The organism is Acinetobacter sp. ANC 3813 (genome assembly GCF_002135435.1).
Classification (GTDB): Bacteria; Pseudomonadota; Gammaproteobacteria; order Pseudomonadales; family Moraxellaceae; genus Acinetobacter.
On sequence record NZ_NEGK01000010.1, the window covers coordinates 145,662 to 164,860 of the forward strand.

10 protein-coding genes and 1 rRNA gene are annotated in these 19,199 nt (G+C 43.5%); 3 read left to right on the plus strand and 8 right to left on the minus strand.

Translation table 11 applies throughout. The annotated features are described in order from the left end of the window. Nucleotides 1–42: 42 nt before the first annotated feature. The 4 genes from ilvD (B9T34_RS15230) to B9T34_RS15245 all read right to left on the minus strand — a co-directional run bounded on the left by ilvD (B9T34_RS15230) (nt 43) and on the right by B9T34_RS15245 (nt 11,001). Nucleotides 43–1,728, minus strand: coding sequence for a dihydroxy-acid dehydratase (ilvD, locus tag B9T34_RS15230; RefSeq protein WP_086213977.1), 1,686 nt, complete (start codon nt 1,726–1,728; stop codon nt 43–45). Nucleotides 1,729–2,396: 668 nt separating this feature from the next. Further along, entirely contained in the window at nt 2,397–4,226 is a 1,830-nt protein-coding gene (gene ilvD / locus B9T34_RS15235; RefSeq protein ID WP_086213978.1) for a dihydroxy-acid dehydratase, read from the minus strand. Between the two features lie 502 nt (nt 4,227–4,728). Then, on the minus strand, nt 4,729–5,535 hold the full coding sequence (gene tpgA / locus B9T34_RS15240) for a trimeric autotransporter adhesin/peptidogylcan-associated protein TpgA (RefSeq protein ID WP_086213979.1): 807 nt from the start codon (nt 5,533–5,535) through the stop codon (nt 4,729–4,731). A gap of 75 nt (nt 5,536–5,610) precedes the next feature. Further along, on the minus strand, nt 5,611–11,001 hold the full coding sequence (locus B9T34_RS15245; RefSeq protein ID WP_086213980.1) for an ESPR-type extended signal peptide-containing protein: 5,391 nt from the start codon (nt 10,999–11,001) through the stop codon (nt 5,611–5,613). 404 nt (nt 11,002–11,405) lie between these two features. Between B9T34_RS15245 and fmt the strand changes: the two genes are divergently transcribed. Together fmt and rsmB are read left to right on the plus strand one after the other, a co-directional pair. Continuing rightward, the gene (fmt, locus tag B9T34_RS15250; protein WP_086213981.1) at nt 11,406–12,368 is read left to right on the plus strand and encodes a methionyl-tRNA formyltransferase; all 963 of its coding nucleotides are present in this window, start codon (nt 11,406–11,408) and stop codon (nt 12,366–12,368) included. Then, nucleotides 12,365–13,672, plus strand: a complete 1,308-nt coding sequence (rsmB, locus tag B9T34_RS15255) for a 16S rRNA (cytosine(967)-C(5))-methyltransferase RsmB (protein ID WP_086213982.1) — start codon at nt 12,365–12,367, stop codon at nt 13,670–13,672. The genes fmt and rsmB overlap by 4 nt, the downstream gene beginning before the upstream one ends. A gap of 40 nt (nt 13,673–13,712) precedes the next feature. On the opposite strand, the gene B9T34_RS15260 is transcribed toward rsmB, so the two are convergent. Beyond that, nucleotides 13,713–13,856 carry a methionine/alanine import family NSS transporter small subunit gene (locus tag B9T34_RS15260; protein WP_086213983.1) on the minus strand — a complete coding sequence of 48 codons (144 nt, stop codon included), beginning with the start codon at nt 13,854–13,856 and terminating at the stop codon, nt 13,713–13,715. A 1-nt stretch (nt 13,857) separates the two neighbouring features. Further along, on the minus strand, nt 13,858–15,345 hold the full coding sequence (locus B9T34_RS15265; protein WP_086213984.1) for a sodium-dependent transporter: 1,488 nt from the start codon (nt 15,343–15,345) through the stop codon (nt 13,858–13,860). A gap of 725 nt (nt 15,346–16,070) precedes the next feature. On the opposite strand from B9T34_RS15265, the gene B9T34_RS15270 reads away from it, so the two are divergent. After that, complete coding sequence (locus B9T34_RS15270) at nt 16,071–16,763, plus strand: TIGR04219 family outer membrane beta-barrel protein (protein WP_086213999.1); 693 nt, start codon at nt 16,071–16,073, stop codon at nt 16,761–16,763. A 321-nt stretch (nt 16,764–17,084) separates the two neighbouring features. Here B9T34_RS15270 and B9T34_RS15275 read toward each other — a convergent pair whose 3' ends face one another. Then, on the minus strand, nt 17,085–18,449 hold the full coding sequence (locus tag B9T34_RS15275; protein ID WP_086213985.1) for an MFS transporter: 1,365 nt from the start codon (nt 18,447–18,449) through the stop codon (nt 17,085–17,087). Between the two features lie 554 nt (nt 18,450–19,003). Beyond that, nucleotides 19,004–19,118: ribosomal RNA gene (gene rrf / locus B9T34_RS15280) — 5S ribosomal RNA — on the minus strand. Nucleotides 19,119–19,199 lie beyond the last annotated feature (81 nt).

Sequence of the window (19,199 nt, forward strand, 5' to 3'; positions counted from 1 at the left end):
AGGACTACAAGGGTTTATAGCAATTTGTTAGGGAATGATCAATTATACATCTAAATTTAGATCGGTAACTGCTCCTTTCTCAGCCCCTGAAGTTAATTTTGCAAACTTTGCCAAGGCACCGTGGGTATAATTTGGCTTAGGTTTGACCCAAGCGGCCTTGCGCGCGGCGATTTCTTCCTCTGGCACATGCCAAGTCATTTCACGGGTTTCGGCGTTAATTGAAATTCTATCGCCATTTTTCACTAAGCCGATCGGGCCGCCTTCATAGGCTTCTGGCGTGACATGGCCAATCACAAAACCGTGACTGCCGCCTGAAAACCGCCCATCGGTCAGCAGCGCGACAGACTTGCCCAAGCCTTTGCCAATGATGGCTGAGGTCGGCTTCAGCATCTCCGGCATGCCCGGCCCGCCTTTCGGTCCTTCACCGCGAATCACCACCACTTCGCCTTCCTGCACTTCGCCATCCAAAATGCCGCGCATCGCGCCAATTTCACCTTCAAATACCCGCGCAGGGCCTTCAAAATAAAGACCTTCTTTGCCTGTGATTTTGGCTACCGCACCTGTCGGTGACAGATTGCCTTTCAGCACCACCAGATGCGAGTCTTTTTTGATGGGCGCATCAAAAGGCAAAATAATCTGCTGGCCTTCTGGATAGTCCTGCACATCGGCTAAATTCTCCGCCAAGGTTTTACCCGTGACAGTCAGGCAAGAGCCGTCTAACATTCCTGCATCCAGCATGCGCTTCATCAGCGGCTGAATGCCGCCAATGGCAATCAGTTCCGACATCAGATATTTGCCCGATGGGCGCACATCCGCAACCACCGGTATGTCTTTACCTATACGGACAAAGTCATCTAAAGACAGTGCTACGCCTGCCGTATGCGCCATGGCAATCAAATGCAGCACACCATTGGTCGATCCGCCTAAGGCGATCAGCACTTTAATCGAGTTTTCAAAAGCCGCTTTGGTCATAATGTCGCGCGGTTTAATATCGAGGCGCAGCAAATTCATCACGGCTTCACCTGCACGCTGACAGTCGGCAATTTTGTCCTCTGAGACTGCTTCCTGCGCTGAAGATCCCGGCAGGCTCATACCCAGCGCTTCAATGGCCGAAGCCATCGAGTTCGCGGTATACATGCCTCCGCACGAACCCGGCCCCGGCAGCGCCACTTCTTCAATATGCTTGACCTGAATTGCATTGATTTCGCCTTTGGCATGCTGACCGACCGCTTCAAATACCGAAATCATGTCGGTATGCCCTGCGCCCGGCTTGATGGTGCCGCCATAAATAAACAGTCCAGGACGGTTTAAGCGGGCGAGCCCCATAATGCAGCCCGGCATGTTTTTGTCGCAGCCGCCTATCGCAATCACGCCGTCATAGGCCTGACAGCCCACCACCGCTTCAATGGAATCGGCAATGATTTCACGCGACAGCAGCGAATATTTCATACCTTCCGTACCATTGGAAATGCCGTCAGAAATAGTAATGGTATTAAAGATAATGCCTTTGCCGCCTGCAGCATTTACACCTTGTTCAGCTTCACGCGCCAAGCCATCAATGTGCATATTGCAGGGCGTAACATTGGCCCAAGTCGATGCAATGCCAATAAACGGCCGCTCAAAATCTGCATCTTGAAAACCTGTTGCACGCATCATGGAACGTGCTGGCGCATTTTCTATGCCTTCATAAACTGGAGCGGAATGTTCGCGGATATTATTTTTACTCATTGTTCTTCCTTGGCGATGGCTGATTTACGGCTTCAGCTTTTGGCGGATTCTTTTGAATTTATTGTATAGAAAGCAGTCGGCATGTAAAAGAAATTACATCCCAACATAAAAAGATTTTCGTGCATTCAATGCTATTCAAGCACATGGCAAAGCCATATAAGGCCTATGAGAAGATTTGAATAAAGGGAGAATTTTTCATATAAATCCACTCCCGAGCCCTCTCCTTTAAAAAGTAAGGAAATGCCTATATAAAGCCATATAATTTATAGTTACTATTCAAGGTTGTGATCTTTGGTTCTATTTTTAATAAGATCAAGAGTTTTAAAATAAAAACTAATTGCTCATTATTTCATTAAAAAGCTGGTTACAACGGAGTCTTATTTCTATAAAAGCAAATTTTCAGAGCTCGTATGTTACTTTTGTTTTGGCAAAATGAGAGGCGAAGCTTCGCAAGGAAACCATCTAGCGGTGCAATGCACCTCACCGACAAAATTCGGCAACTGTTTTCAACCAAAAGAATGACCGCAGAAACATTCACTTTTAAATTACCGTTTGCCTCAAACAGTTACGGATGACATTTCCTCGTATCCAATGCAATGCGATTTTTCTACATAAAAATTAAAAAAAGCACCCCATTTGGAGTGCTTTTCTATTTAGAAATCTAAAGCTTAGATTTCACGTACCGCACCTTTCGCCGCACTCGTCGTATGCATTGCATAGGCTTTTAATGCTTTTGAAATTTTACGTGGACGTTCTTCAGCTGGTTTCCAGCCTTTCGCTTCTTGCGCTGCACGGCGTTCAGCCATAACTGAGTCTTCTACCGCCAAATGAATGGTACGGTTTGGAATATCAATTTCGATACGGTCGCCATCTTCAACCAAACCAATTGCACCGCCTTCAGCTGCTTCCGGAGAAACGTGACCAATTGAAAGACCTGATGAACCGCCAGAGAAACGGCCATCGGTGACAAGCGCACAATCTTTACCCAAACCTTTAGATTTTAAGTAACTGGTTGGATAAAGCATTTCTTGCATACCCGGACCGCCGCGTGGACCTTCGTAACGGATCACAACTACATCACCTGCCGTAATTTTACCGCCTAAAATCGCTTCTACTGCAGAGTCTTGGCTTTCAAATACACGTGCTGTGCCATTGAATTTCAGAATAGAATCATCCACACCTGCTGTTTTTACGATACAGCCATCCAATGCGATATTGCCGTAAAGTACGGCCAAGCCACCGTCTTGCGAGAATGCATGTTCAACATTACGGATCACACCATTTTCACGGTCGCCATCTAAACGTGTGTAGTACCGATCTTGTGAGAATGCTGTTTGAGTGGGTACACCGCCCGGTGCTGATTTGAAGAAGTTATAAACCTCTTCGTCTTCAGTACGGATAATATCCCACTTATCTAAAGCATCTTTTAAGGTTGCTTCATGCACTGTAGGTACAGACGTATCGAGTAAGCCGCCACGGTCTAATTCACCAAGAATTGACATGATACCGCCTGCACGGTGGATGTCTTCCATATGGACATTTTTAACCGCAGGTGCCACTTTACACAGCACTGGAACTTTACGCGATAAACGATCGATATCATCCATGGTGAAGTCAACTTCTGCTTCGTGTGCAGCAGCCAATAAATGAAGAACCGTGTTGGTTGAACCACCCATCGCGATGTCTAAAGTCATGGCATTTTCATACGATGCTTTCGTCGCAACATTACGCGGCAATACGCTGTAATCATTTTGCTCATAATGACGCTTGGTGATTTCAACGATCAATTGGCCTGCTTTTTCGAATAATTTTTTACGGTTGGCATGCGTTGCAAGCGTAGAGCCATTACCCGGCAAAGATAAACCTAAAGCTTCGGTTAAGCAGTTCATTGAGTTGGCAGTGAACATGCCTGAACATGAACCGCATGTTGGACATGCAGAACGTTCGTATGCTTTCACTTCTTCGTCTGTGTAGTTGTCATCTGCCGCCACGATCATCGCATCAACAAGGTCAATCGCCTGTTCATTACCGCGGATTTGGACTTTACCCGCTTCCATCGGGCCGCCAGAGACAAACACCACGGGGATGTTCAAGCGCATTGAAGCCATGAGCATTCCCGGTGTGATTTTGTCGCAGTTTGAAATACATACCATTGCGTCAGCACAGTGCGCATTGACCATGTATTCAACTGAATCTGCGATCAAATCACGTGAAGGCAATGAATACAGCATGCCGTCGTGCCCCATGGCAATGCCGTCATCGACCGCAATGGTATTGAATTCTTTAGCGACACCGCCTGCCTGTTCAATTTGACGCGCCACGAGCTGACCTAAGTCTTTCAGATGGACGTGACCGGGCACAAACTGGGTAAATGAGTTCACTACTGCAATAATCGGTTTGCCGAAGTCTTCATCTTTCATCCCGGTTGCGCGCCATAAGCCGCGTGCACCCGCCATATTTCTTCCGTGTGTCGATGTTTTTGAACGATAGTCAGGCATTGTATTTTTCCAACAAAGTTTGAGCTTGAAATGAATCCCGAAGATTCATTCTGGCTAAATCATACTGATGATGAGCGTTAAATCAGCCGAAAATTGCGTCTATCATACACCAAGTCACTGTTTTTCATGATGACCTGAGAGATATCTTTACAGGCGCGGCGCGCTTGCATTTATTCGGCTATCTGACTGCAAAAATCTTTTTACTGAGGGCTACTATAACGCCATAGGCTTCTGGGCAATACAAAACTTTCATGAATAATTTTTACAATTTGCATGAGTTTTATTTATATGATTTTTTATCATTTCAGTACAAAAGCATTCCGTAGCATGCTTGTTAATGTTGAGGCTACTTTACCCGCACACAATCATACATCTCGCTACGTTTATCAAAGACCATGCGCTTGCACATGCAAAACAAGAATTTTTTACCATTTTCATTCCATCATAAAAAAAGCCATCTTCTGCACAACAATACAAAAGATGGCTTTTAATTTTTGCCCGTTTACCAGCTAATATTTACACGGCGGTTCGGTGCTAAACATGCCACAGTTGCTGTCGATTTTGTTTGGCCTTCACATTCTTTATAAAGACGTGTCGCCCCGTTGGCATCCACTTTAATACTGTTTACTGCCACACCATTTTTCGCCAGCAAAACAGCCACGGTATTGGCTCGCTGTGCAGACAATGCTTGGTTGTAAGTAAAATTACCTAGTTTGTCAGCATAACCCGTAATCGTGACTTGCTTACTGCCCGATTGTTTAATTGCATCCGCAATTTCTTCAACACGGCTATAATCACGGTTAATTGCAGGTTCGTTATAACGGTCAAAAGCAAATAATACGCTTGCTTGTGCCGCTTGAATATCTAAACCACCCGCCACCAAGGCATTTGAATCATTGTTGGCCCCATATTGCGCCAAGCCCTGACATGCCTCACCTTTCCAATAATACGCTTTGGCTAAGTAGTCTTTATCAAAATCAATGCGCAGCTGGCAGCGTTTGTAGCTTTGCGTTTCAGGTACACGAATGTCTAAAACATAGTTCCATTCACGGACAAAAAACAAGCCTTCACTAAAATGTGGGTGACCTAAAATATAACGGATTTGGTCTTTGGTTAAACCCACGTCTAAACGTTTCACTTGCGCATATTCAAAGCGCTGAACCTGATCTAAATAACTGTCTTTCACTTCTGGAAAATCGATCGTATCATCTGCCATGTTTAGGTTTAACTGTTCCGCAGCCCAAACAGGTGTACTTAGCGCTAAACCCACGATTGCTGAGCCCAACAGGCTTTTTAACATTGTGTTCATTGTCTTCTCAATATTTATATATGCAATAAAAGAACAAGAGAGAAAGAGAGAGTTCCCTCTTTCCCGTCTAGTGTATTAATCAATCACGCCACTGATACCAATACGAACACTCGGATCACCTTGTGATGCTGAAGCAATACCGCCTGTTAATGACCAACGACCGTTGTCCGCAGTCTTACGCAAGGTCACACCCACGGCATTTTCACCACCGTGATAGGCCGCACCCGCAGCATAGGTGTATTTGCCTGGAATGTACGGTGCTGTTTCAAGCGCCATTGCGGCTGCAATACCCGCATTGGCGCGTTTTTCAACATCATTAATGCGTTGATTGTTATCATGGAACGCTTGCTGTAACTGATCGCCTAAATTGGTAATACGATCGCCCAGTACTTGATCTGCATCATTTAAGGCACCCAATGCATCACCGACATTGTTGTAAGAACCACCGTTGACTTGATAGTTTGGCGCATCAAAACTTTGCGTAATGTTGTTATAACCCGCACCGCCACCTAAAGAGTTCGCAATGTATTGATTAGTAGTATTCAACTGCGAGCCATTTACGGCTTGAGTAGATGATGCGCTGATATCGCCTTTGGCCACACCACTCACCACTTTATTACCCGCATTAATACCTGAAGATGTAATTGATGGCCCATCTTTAATGCTTAAGCCATTCGTATCAATCGTGGTATTGCCAGCAACCACCTTATCAGCATTCACTTGTTTAGCGGTTACACTGTTCAGCGTAATATCATCCGCTGTGGACACCGTATAGTTGGTGCTGCCATCTGTATTTGAATTGCTCACAACTTTAATGTTGCTGCCTTCACTCACAGTCGATTTAGACTGCACTGCATTTTTATTTACGGCTGCAATCGCATCATTGATATTGCTTTCGCCTGTACCGCCAATATTGCTTAAGTTACCCGCAGGATCATAAGCACCCACACCCATCATGTCGTGAATTTGACCGCCATTCACTGCATCTTTTGAACCTGAAGCAATTGTACCGGCACTCACGTTGGTAACTTTGCTATCACCTGCATCAATACCGTTTTTGGTCACACTTGGGCCACCAGCAATGGTTAAACCATTGTCAGTTACTTTTGTATCACCCGTCGTTAAGCTACCATTGGCACCTAAGTTCTGATCTTTATTCAGATTAACCGTGATGTTATTACCGTTATTGCTAATGTTGACATTACCGTCAGTATTCGCGAAATCTACAGTATTACCCGGTTTTACATTACTTGCTGTACCGCCATTGGTGCTGACATTCCAGCCTTGATTGGCATTGGCTGCAGCATTATTGACTGATTGAATTGCATCATGAATGTTGTTTGCGCCCGTACCGCCGATATCAGATGCTGTGATATTACCTGTATTTGGATTAATGGTAGTGTTGCCGCCAATGATATTGGCGACGTTGTTTTGTGCGTTATACAACTGACTACCATTCACCGCATCTTTTGATGCTGATGATACTTCACCATCTGCAACACTCGTAATGACTGTATTACCTGCATTGATGCCCGCATAGCTAATGCTTGGTCCGGCAATAATGATGCCACCATTTTCATCCAGTGTTTGGAAACTCAACCCTGTACCGTTGATAATCGTACCACCAGCATTGACCGAATCGACGGTTAAATCAGGATTCAATGCAAAATCAATGGTATTGCCTGATTTGGTTACGGTCAGGTTTTGCTCAGTAGATGCTGTACCAATATCAAGCGTATCGCCAGCAACAACAGCAGCCGTATTGGTACCGTTTGAACTTAGGCTAAATCCTTGTTCCAATGCATTAATATTTTTATTAATAATGCTGTCCAAACGTGAGTCTAGCGTATACAACTGGCTACCATTCACCGCATCTGTAGATGTTGCACTAACTGAACCATTGGCTACATTGGTGATTTTTTTATTGCCAGCATTAATTCCAGACACCAATATACTTGGGCCACCAGTAATACTTAAACCCTGATTATTCAGTACGCTATTACCCGCTTTTAATGACGTCACATCTAAATTATCAGCGGTTGCAACTTTATAATCACTGCTACCGTCTGCATTTTTAGTTTCAGTCACCACCATGTTTTTGCCTTGGCTCACCTTTGTTTTAGCCGCAGCCACAGCTTCATCAATGGTGTTTTTACCTGTACCGCCAATATTAGATGTACTGAGATTGCCTGTGTTTGGATCAATGGTGGTATTACCGCCAATGATATTCGCAACATTGTTTTGTGCGTTATACAACTGGCTGCCATTCACGGCATCTTTCGATGCTGATGAAACCGCGCCATTGGCCACATTACTAATCTTTTTGTTGCCCGCATCAATACCAGATACAAGCACACTTGGACCGCCAGCAATCGTTAAACCTGTATTATTGATTAACGTATTGCCTGCTTTTAATGAAGTAACATCTAAATTGTCTGCGGTTGCGACTTCATAGTTGGTACTGCCATCTGTATTTTGAGTGGCAGTCACTTCCATATTTTTGCCTTTGCTCACCGTTGTTTTGGCTGCTGCTACGGCTTCACTGATGGTACTTTTACCTGTACCACCAATGTTTGAAGTACTAATATTGCCTGTGTTCGGGTCAATGGTGGTATTACCGCCAATGACATTCGCAACATTGCTTTGTGCATTATACAACTGGCTACCATTCACGGCATCTTTCGATGCTGATGACACCGCGCCATTGGCCACATTGGTGATTTTTTTATCACCCGCATCAATACCATTTAAACCAATACTTGGACCTGTAGCAATTGGGTTGCCGTTTGCATCTTGTCCCACAAAGCTCAGACCATTTTGATTTAACAAGGTACCACCAGCGGTCACAGAGTTAATATCCAAATCGGGATTCAATGCAAAAGTGATGCTGTTGCCCACTTTCTGCGCTGTCAAATTTCTTTCAGTGGCAGCTGTCCCAATATCAATGGTGTCTTGATCCATAATGGTGGACTTAGCATTGCCATTTGAGCTTAATGAAATTTGAGGTTTCGCTGCATCCAAAGCATTAATAATCGTAGAATCCAACTGATCTTTGAGTGCGAAAAGTTGACTACCATTAATGGCATCACTAGATGTTGCATTAACTGCGCCATTCGCCACATTAGTGATTTTTTTATCACCCGCATCGATGCCTGTTGCTAAAACACTTGGGCCACCAACAATGCTTAGACCATTGTTATTGATTACAGTATTACCTGCTTTAAGTGATGTAACGTCTAAGTTTTCTGCAGTTGCAACTTCATAGTTTGTGCTCCCATCTGTATTTTGAGTGGCAGTCACTTCCATATTTTTGCCTTTGCTCACCGTTGTTTTGGCTGCTGCTACGGCTTCACTGATGGTATTTTTACCTGTACCGCCAATGTTTGAAGTGCTGATATTGCCATTTGCATCAACAACAGTATTGCCACCAATGACATTCGCTACGTTGCTTTGCGCACCATATAGCTGACTGCCATTCACGGCATCTTTCGATGTTGATGTCACAGCACCATTCGCCACACTGCTAATCTTTTTGTTGCCCGCGTCAATACCCGAAGCAAGCACACTTGGACCACCAACAATGCTTAGGCCATTGTTATTGATTACAGTATTACCTGCTTTAAGTGACGTAACGTCTAAGTTTTCTGCAGTTGCAACTTCATAGTTTGTGCTCCCATCTGTATTTTGAGTGGCAGTCACTTCCATATTTTTGCCTTTGCTCACCGTTGTTTTGGCTGCTGCTACGGCTTCAGAAATGGTATTTTTACCTGTACCACCAATGTTTGAAGTGCTTATATTGCCATTTGCATCAACAACAGTATTGCCACCAATGACATTCGCCACGTTGCTTTGCGCACCATATAGCAGACTGCCATTCACGGCATCTTTCGATGTTGATGTCACAGCACCATTCGCCACATTGGTGATTTTTTTATCACCCGCATCGATGCCTGTTGCTAAAACACTTGGGCCACCATTTGCAATAGTTAAACCATTGCTGGTTAAAGTGCTGTCACCTACGGTTAAGCCTTGTGCATTTAAGGTATTACCGCCTGCCGTAATGCTGTTGGCGACATTAATATCATCACTTAAACGAATTTGAATTTGCCCATTGGTCACTTGTGTTTCAATATTTGTATCAGCACCCACAACCTCAACAGCTTCGCCTAACGCTTTTTGAACTGTTCGGCCATCTTGTGCTTTCAGTGCAAAACCTTTATTGGCTGTATCTAAAGCAGCTTGTGCTTTGTTATCTGTTTTAAATAACTGACTACCATTGACTGCATCTTTAGATGATGCATCAATATCACCATTGGCAACATTGGTCACTTTTTTGTTGCCTGCATCAATGCCAGAAGCCAGTACACTTGGGCCACCATCAATTGCTAAACCATTGTTATTCAGCGTAGTATTTCCAGCAGTTACAGACGTTACATTTAAATTATCTGCTGTCGCAACTTCATAGTTGGTGCTACCATCTGCATTTTGAGTCGTCGTTAGCTCAATATTTTTGCCTTTACTGACGGTCGTTTTCGCTATAGTAGCAGCTTTTTTCAGCTGTGAAACATTGACTGCATCTGTATCTGAAGAACCAGCACTTACACCCGTAATACGGCGATCACCAATATTCATTTCGCCTTTGGCCGTGCCTCCAACCAAATAGGCTTGATTTGATAATGTTTGACTATTCGCATTTGATCCTGAACCAATAGCAATAGAGTCTTTATTATTTGCTACCGCACCATTACCGATGGCAATTGAGTTAGATGCAGCTTGTACAACTTTAGAATTTGTACCCAATGAAATACTTTGCTCAGCTTCTGCTTTTGAAATAGCACCAATAGCCAACGCGCCGCCACCAGAGGCATTTGCGTAGACCCCCAATGCAGAACTTGCGTTACCACTTGCAGTTGAGGTCATACCCAAAGCTGTCGAGAAATTACCAGAGGCCGCAGACTGCGTACCCATTGCAGTCGCGCCTGCACCACTCGCAGTGGTTGCACGGTAACTGCCGCCTGTTGCGTTACCCGCAACCAAACGAACGCCGGTTAATGCCTCATAAGAGTCGTTAACGGCCTTATCATTCGCAATACGGTCAATATCATCACCGCCAATAGCAATAGCTGAATTACCTGATGCAATAACATTAGCACCTAAAGCGACCGATTGGTCACCACTTGCTGTTGTTGAATAACCAATTGCAACTGATTGATTTGCGCCAGTGACAGAACTGGCTGTATTAGCGCTTGTACCAATCGCAATTGAATTGGTTGTTGCTGCATTGCCGCCACCAGCGTTATATGAAGCGGCTCCGGCTCCAGAAGAAAATGTCAGACCGACCACTAAAGGCAGAATCACTGACTTCATATTTTTTGATTTCGTTTTTGAACAGCCTCTCGCTAATTCCGAAACCGCAGTCCATGTGCCTAATGTCACATTCCAAACAACTTTATAGACTTTATTCATCTAAATCTGGCTCACTTTTATTAAACGCATTTGTGCTAATTTCAATCAAAAATAAAACACAAATCAACAAAGTTTATGTATAAAAAATATTGATTTTATTCTATTCTATAAAAATGTGAGCAAAGTCACAAATAAAAAATGGTGATATACAAATAAAAATGATTACTTATCAATCATTTTTTAGTTAAATTAATAAATATATACATTTTGTTTATTAAATATTAATAATAAAAAGGTAACAAAAAAATACATTTCAATTATTTAACAATACTAATTAATTTTATCTTTTGTTTAAATATATTAAAATATAATATGTTTTTTCTATTATTATACCTGCTTGCATAGACACAGGTTTTTTTGACTATGTTTGATATAATCTATTTTTAAGTTGACTAGGCATACATGTGAAAATCGTTTTTGCGGGTACTCCTGAATTTGCAGCTCAAGCATTGGCTGCGCTGCTAAAAACAGATCACGAAATTATCGCGGTCTACACTCAGCCTGACCGCAAAGCGGGACGCGGACAAAAATTAACTGCATCTGCAGTTAAGCTATTGGCGCTGCAACACAATCTGCCTGTTTATCAGCCTTTGCATTTCAAGGCATCCACTGAAGAAGGATTGGCTGCACAGCAAGCGCTTGCAGACTCGAATGCTGATATCATGGTCGTAGCAGCTTATGGCCTGATATTGCCTCAAACCGTGCTGGATATGCCTAAATACGGCTGCCTGAATATTCATGGCTCACTTCTGCCGCGCTGGCGCGGTGCAGCCCCGATTCAGCGCGCGATTGCCACAGGTGATGCAGAAACTGGTGTCACCATTATGAAAATGGCTGCGGGTTTAGATACTGGCGATATGATGTATAAAACGCTGTGCCCAATTGAAGCCGACGATACTTCTGCCAGCCTGCATGACAAATTGGCGCTGCAAGGCGCAGAAGCTATTGCTGCTGTACTGGAATCGGAAGAACAACTGCTGCAGTATCTAGAGCGCCGTGAAGTTCAAGATGAAGCGCAAACTGTCTATGCGCATAAGCTGTCTAAAGCAGAAGCTCAAATTGACTGGTCACAGGATGCCGTCAGCATTGACCGCAATATCCGTGCATTCAACCCATGGCCTGTTGCATTTATTCCACTCGACGACAGCAATAACTTGCGTATTTGGGGTTCTGCACTTTCGGAGCAAAATGCAGCAGGACAAGCCGCTGGTACTATTTTATTGCTGGATAAACAGGGGGTGCATGTCGCCTGCGGCGATGAAAAAGCCATCTGCCTGACCAGCCTGCAATGGCCGGGCGGCAAAGCATTAAATCCAGTTCAAATTAATCAAACTCAAAAATTAGCAGTAGGTAATACATTCGCATGAGCCAAAATCAATCCTCTGCAAAAAATCTGAACCTTCGTGCTCAGGTCGTAAAAACACTGGTGGCTGTACAAAATGGCCAATCTTTAACATCGGTTCTGAATCAGCACATCAATACCGTCGGCGAGCGTGACCGCGCGCTGTATCATGAACTGACTTTAGGCTGCCTGCGCCAATGGTATTCTTTAAAAGCCATTACTTTGCCGCTGCTGACCAAGCCTTTAGATAATGAAGCCTTAGAAAGCTGTCTATATTTAGGTTTATACCAATTGCTATGTACACGTATTCCTGCACACGCAGCCATCTCTGAAACAGTGAATGCTGTCAAGCAATTGGGTTTTGAACCGATGAGCGGATTGGTCAACGCCATCCTGCGCCGCGTTTCACGTGAAACTGAAGCTTTTCAAAGCGCCTTGAACGCCAGCCACGGCCTGCCGAGCTGGCTGTTCAAACGTCTGAAAAAAGATTGGCCAGAGCAGCTGAGCGAGCTTTGCCAAAATTTGAAGCACACCGCGCCACTCACTTTACGTGTGAATAAACGCCAAATCAGCCGTGACGAATATCTTGAAATTCTGAATGAAGAGCAAATTGATGCACATGCTTGTGATCTTTCAGATACAGGCATTGTACTCGACCAAACGGGCAATATTACCCAGTTGCCAGGCTTCGAAGAAGGCGGTTTTTCTGTTCAGGATGAGCATGCGCAGCTTTGCGCTCAGCTGCTGCCAAATTTAGATGATAAAGTCGTGGTCGATGCCTGCGCAGCGCCGGGCGGCAAAACTGCGCATATTTTAGAACGCTTCACTCCTAAAAAATTGATTGCGCTGGATCATGACGCGAAGCGTTTGCTGCGGGTTTCGGAAAATCTGGAACGCCTTGAACTGAATGCTTATGCCGATGTTGAAATCATTACGGCAGATGCGACGAAGTGGACAGCGCCTGAACCCGTGGACTGCATTGTGCTGGATGCGCCTTGTTCGGCTATCGGCGTAATGCGTCGCCATCCAGACATCCGCCTGCTGCGCCAATCTTCAGATATTCAGCAGACTGTTGAACTGCAAAAGCAGATTCTGGATCACATGTGGTCGCAATTAAAAGTAGGCGGCACCTTGCTGTACATCACATGCTCGATTTTAAAAGCCGAAAATGAACAGCAAATGGTGAATTTCTTTGCGGAACATAACGATGCTAAAGAAATTAAAATTGAAGAAAAATGGGGGCTGATGCAAATTCACGGCCGCCAGATTCTGCCAGAAAATGACTTTGGCGACGGCTTCTTCTATTGCCGGATTGAAAAAACCGCATAAAAAAAGCAGGCCAATCGGCCTGCTTTTTTTTGGATCAGCATTAAAGCGTATGCTGGTCCTTCACATCTTCCAATACATCATCCAGCTCTTCAGGATTTTTCATCAGGTGCAGGATAGACAATGCCAGCCCGCCCCATAAGAAGACCATGGAAATAACCATCATTATAATTGCGGAAGTATTCATTTTAACCCTCCTCGCGGTCTTTCATTTTCGATAAAACAACAGCGACCACTGCGCAGAAAATCACACAGCCCCAGCCAAAGATCAACTGCAGGCTTGCGCTGTAATCCCCATAGCCTTTGATCAATAGATGGTAAATCGTCATCGCCAGTGTCACCAGCAAAATCATTGACGTAATTACGGTTAAGGTGAAATCCCAGCCTTTACCTAATTTTACCGTAGAAATTGCATTCACATGATTTTTAATCTCAAGCAGCGCTGAGCGCTTGAACCATGCAATGCTGATAATGGACAGCAATGCGCCGCCAATAATACCGATGTTGTTGATAAAGTGGTCAATAATATCAACCAGCTTAATCGAGTTCACACTTGAAAACAGCACGATAGACACGACTGCGCTGCCGCCGCCCACAATCGTTACTGCCTTCTTACGCGCCCATTTTAACTTGTCCATCATGGCTGCAATTGGAACTTCCAAAATGCTCACCATCGATGAAATCCCGGCAACAAAGAGCGATGTGAAAAATAGAATGCCGAACAGATCTGCGCCTGGACCCATACTTGAAATAATTTTAGGGAAAGCAATAAACGCCAAGCCAATCCCGCCGCTCACCACATCCTGTACGCTTGAATTTGCAGTAAAAGCCATGAAGCCCAAAGCCGCAAAAATACCAATACCCGCTAAAATCTCGGTGGATGCATTCGCAAAACCGACAATTAAACCTGATCCCGTCAAGTTTGTTTTCGGCTTTAAATACGATGCATAGGTCACCATAATCCCGAAGCCGACAGACAGCGAGAAGAAGGTATGACCATAGGCTGCGAGCCAGACTTTATAGTCCATCATGGCTGACCAGTTTGGCGTGAAAAACGCATTCAGGCCTTGTACCGCACCCGGCAAACGCAGGGATTGAATAACCAGAATGGTAAACAGCACAAATAACAGCGGCATGAAGATTTTATTCGAAAGCTCTACGCCTTTTTTAACACCGCCATATAAAATAATTAAAGTCAGTGCCCAAATACCTGCCAGCGGCCAGAAAATATGGCTGACAAATTGAGGATCAAAACCGGATGCTTCTGAGGTTTGCAAATACGTCTTAAAGAAGAAGCCTTCTGGATCGCTGCCCCACATTTGGCCAATCGAGAAATATACATAGCTGCCGGCCCAAGTTAATACGCTGGCATAGTACAAACCAATGATGATACACACGCAGACTTGCCACCAGCCTAGAGTTTCACCGCCTTTAAACAGCTTTCTATACGCTTTAGGCGGTGAACCGCTGCTGCGGTGACCAACTGCATAATCCAAAAACAATAGCGGTAAACCGGCAGTAATCAGTGCGATTAAATACGGAATAAGAAATGCGCCGCCGCCGTTTTCATAAGCAACATAAGGGAAACGCCAAATATTTCCCAGCCCTACTGCAGAACCAATGGCTGCAATAATAAAGCCCGATCGTGACGTCCAATTTTCACGAGAATCTGTCATAAAATACCTAAACCTTAGGCTTCTTTAAATGCTGCTTTTTATTGGGTTATCTCGCAGTCAAAAAAAGTACCATAAAAAATAATTCTGAGCGTCTGAAATAAGCGCACTGCCTTTTGAGCAATATCCGCCAATTGCAAACAGGAAAATTCTGCTAAATCTTGCATAAAGTTTTAAGCAGATATTGACCTTTATATGAGCTCAACAATACCGTTTTTTAACCAAACTTTCTGTAACTTATGCGCCAAACATTCACTTTTCATAATGTATTTCTATTCGTTTGCACAAATTATCAGCTTATTTTTTATACATTATTTTTTATAAATAAACAAACTTTTGGGAATGATAATTAGAGCTTTATATGTCCTTGTTAAATACTTCCGCGCAGATGCTGCAAACGCTTTCAATGAGTCCTGCAGCACAAAAGTTACGGATATTTTTTTGCGAAGCTTTTTACCCCATTTTCTCTGTTTCTATCCAAAGCATAAAAAAACTATTCTTCATGCACTCTAAAACACTTTATTTAATCTCTTTTTCACTTAAATTTTTACATAACTTTCAACGTGAAGTACGCAAACTGTCAGTCAATAAACAGCCTCAACCATCCTCAGAACACAGCATTAAATCGCTTTGTGCTCATTGCAATTCGAGCTATGATGCGCGAAGTGCTGATTATGCATCCAGCATACCGGATAAAATTGACTTACTTTTCATAGATGGAACGCAACATGAAAGCTTTAAATCTACTGTGCGCTGTACTGGGTATGGCTGCCATCACGAATGCGCAGGCAGATGTGATTGGTGTTAAAGGCAATATTGACTACTGGCAGTACAGTGCAGATCTAGATCATCCGCAATTCAATCCTTCGAATGCAAAGCTGGCAGATGATCACGGACTGTCTTTTTCTGTTGCCGTTGAACATCCTATTCCTTTTTTACCCAATGCAAAAATCAAGCATGTCAATTTAAATGCAGACAGTGACGAAACATTTTCAGGCACACCGCGCAATCAGGTGGATCTCGATTATTCAGATTTCATTCTTTACTATGAAATCTTAGACAATATCGTCAATGCAGATATTGGCGCGGGTGTAAAAAGCCTAGAAGGTGATATCCGTCATAATTACACATCAACACAAGACATTAGCGAAACGCTGCCGATGCTGTATGCGCAAGCAGGCCTAAAATTGCCGTTTACGGGTTTAAGTGCAAATGCGGAAGTCAGCATTGCAGGTCTGAATGATCAGCGTATTACCGATGCGCAGGCCGAATTAAAATACAATTTCATTGATTCCATTCTTGTCGATGTAGGTGCCAAAGCGGGTTACCGTATCTTAGATATTCAGCTGGAAAAAGACTCAGATGCAGAGACCAAACTTAAATTCAAAGGCCCTTATGTTGGTCTAGAAGCGCATTTCTAAAGCTATGGTATTGTAAGAAATTGCGTACATAGTCTGACGAAAATCGACACTATTCAGCTGAATCAGACCGCACTATAGTTAAGTCATACAGAGACAGGATGTTTCTAAAGAGCAAAATTAAAAGAATAAAATTAAAGAAAGCAGGATGCTTAGACCGGATCGGAATCCAGTCATCAACTGATATGAAAAAGCCCTTAACAGGATGTTAAGGGCTTTTTTCTGCGCATCAGATTCATTACCAGCTTTGTAAATCATAAATATTAATTAGGCTGCTTCAAAAAAGGCCCATCCAAGATGAGCCTTTTAAAGTTAAACTAAAACTCAGCTGTATGAACGCTGCGCCTTTAATGCTTTCTTCGCTGGAATCGCATCTGTTACATCCTCTTCACTCTTACGGATAAAGAACACTGCAATTGCTGCAATAATGACTGGAATGCCAACTGCCATAAAATTAACTTGATGCGGCAGCTCTTTCGCCAGCAGCATGCCAATTAAAATTGGCCCCACAATCGCGCCAGTTCGGCCCACTGCCGATGCCCAGCCAATGCCTGTAGAACGGACAGAAAGCGGATAGTATTGCGCCACATAGCTGTACAGCAGAATTTGTGAGCCAATCGCAGATGCGCCAGCAACAGCAACCAAGAGGTAAATCACCGGCTGCGGCGACTTAAAGCCCAGCAGCGATAAAGCAACTGCACCGGCTAAGCATAAGATGATGATCACAGGCTTCAAATGGAATTTATCCGCCAAAATACCGCCGCCAACCGTACCAATGACTGCGCCAATATTCATCGCCAGCAAGAACATCAAGCTGCTGCCCATTGAATAGCCTGCCGCCATCATCAGTTTTGGCAGCCAGCTGCCTAAAGCATACAAGGTTAACAGGCACATAAAGAAGCATAGCCAAAACAATGCAGTGCCTGCGCCACGCCCCTGCTGATATAAGGCTTTTACGGTTGTACCGCCTGGCACAACAACTTCAGATAATTCCAGCTGAGTATTTTCAGAGATCATTTGCTCAGGGGAAATTTTTTTCAGCATGTTACGCGCTTCATCATCACGTTTAACTTTTACCAAGAAGGTCAAAGATTCTGGTAAGAATTTCCATACAAATGGCAACAGCAGCAATGGAAAACCAGCGATAAAAAACATAATCTGCCAGCCAAAATTTGGAGTCAGCCAAGCGCCGAACAGCGCCGCCATAATACCGCCCATTGCATAGCCGCTGAACATGGTCGTAACCAGTGTGCTGCGCAGTTTTTTAGGCGCATATTCTGAGGTTAACGCCACAAGATTTGGCAATACACCGCCAATGCCTAATCCAGCTAAAAAGCGCAATACGCCAAACTCGGTGGGATTAGATGCAAAGCCACCAGCAAAGGTAAAACCGCTGAATAAAAATACACAGATCATAATGACTTTCTTACGGCCAATCTTATCTGCCAAAGTGCCAAACAGCATTGCCCCGAACATCATACCGGCTAATGCGGTACTGGCCAGCATGCCAGCCTGAACTGTTGTCAGCCCCCAGTCTTTCATCAGCAAAGGCAATGCAACCCCATTAATCGCCAAATCATAGCCATCAAATAAAATTAAAATAAGACACCACAGCATAATACTTAGGTGTGATTTTGAAAATTTTGCATGATCAACGACATCATTCACATTCATTGTGTTTGCCGACATTAGTACTCACCTCCAATTGTGAGATTAATTTTGGATTACAATGCGGTTTAGGGCAGTTTTTGTCCAAAATTTCAAAGGTATCAACCCATACCTTTAAAATATCGGACTCTAAATTGGTAAGAAAATGTCAGAAAAAGCTATAGAAATTAGAAATATTTACTTAAGAATAAAATGATGAACACGAGGTCTAGTTTTATTTTTATTCAATATCAATGATTTAAAAATCAACTATAAGCAATCAGACAATAGATGATTTGATAAAAAAATTGTCAGTTTTCACCTTTAATTCGGCTAAACAGCCTAAATTAAATACATTTTTATATGCTCAATATGCCCTATTTAGGCCAAAATTCGACTTAAATGGTATTTAGCTTAGGCACAATTCATGAGTTTTTTCGGGTCGATTGCTTATTCAGCGTGAAAAGCTAAAAGGACGTGTGCTTATACAGCGGCCAAATAAACTTTTGTATTAAAATTCCAGCATCAGATTATATAATTTTATTATGGGCATAAAAAAACACCCCCTGAGTAGTCAGGGGGTGTTTAGAATAATGAGCTGGCGATGACTTACTCTCACATGGGTAACCCCACACTACCATCAGCGCTAAGAGGTTTCACTTCTGAGTTCGGGAAGGGATCAGGTGGTTCACTCTTGCTATTGTCGCCAGCACAACTGTTATGGACTTGTTCGGGTCTTATTTACATCATTTGATGTATGCCTTACTTCGTACCAAATAGAATACATTAACA

What these genes read in the sequence shown, in the direction of transcription:
- ilvD (WP_086213977.1), bottom strand. Translation starts at nt 1,728, where the DNA reads ATGAGTAAAAATAATATCCGCGAACATTCCGCTCCAGTTTATGAAGGC.
- ilvD (WP_086213978.1), bottom strand. Translation starts at nt 4,226, where the DNA reads ATGCCTGACTATCGTTCAAAAACATCGACACACGGAAGAAATATGGCG.
- tpgA (WP_086213979.1), bottom strand. Translation starts at nt 5,535, where the DNA reads ATGAACACAATGTTAAAAAGCCTGTTGGGCTCAGCAATCGTGGGTTTA.
- B9T34_RS15245 (WP_086213980.1), bottom strand. Translation starts at nt 11,001, where the DNA reads ATGAATAAAGTCTATAAAGTTGTTTGGAATGTGACATTAGGCACATGG.
- rsmB (WP_086213982.1), top strand. Translation starts at nt 12,365, where the DNA reads ATGAGCCAAAATCAATCCTCTGCAAAAAATCTGAACCTTCGTGCTCAG.
- B9T34_RS15260 (WP_086213983.1), bottom strand. Translation starts at nt 13,856, where the DNA reads ATGAATACTTCCGCAATTATAATGATGGTTATTTCCATGGTCTTCTTA.
- B9T34_RS15265 (WP_086213984.1), bottom strand. Translation starts at nt 15,345, where the DNA reads ATGACAGATTCTCGTGAAAATTGGACGTCACGATCGGGCTTTATTATT.
- B9T34_RS15270 (WP_086213999.1), top strand. Translation starts at nt 16,071, where the DNA reads ATGAAAGCTTTAAATCTACTGTGCGCTGTACTGGGTATGGCTGCCATC.
- B9T34_RS15275 (WP_086213985.1), bottom strand. Translation starts at nt 18,449, where the DNA reads ATGTCGGCAAACACAATGAATGTGAATGATGTCGTTGATCATGCAAAA.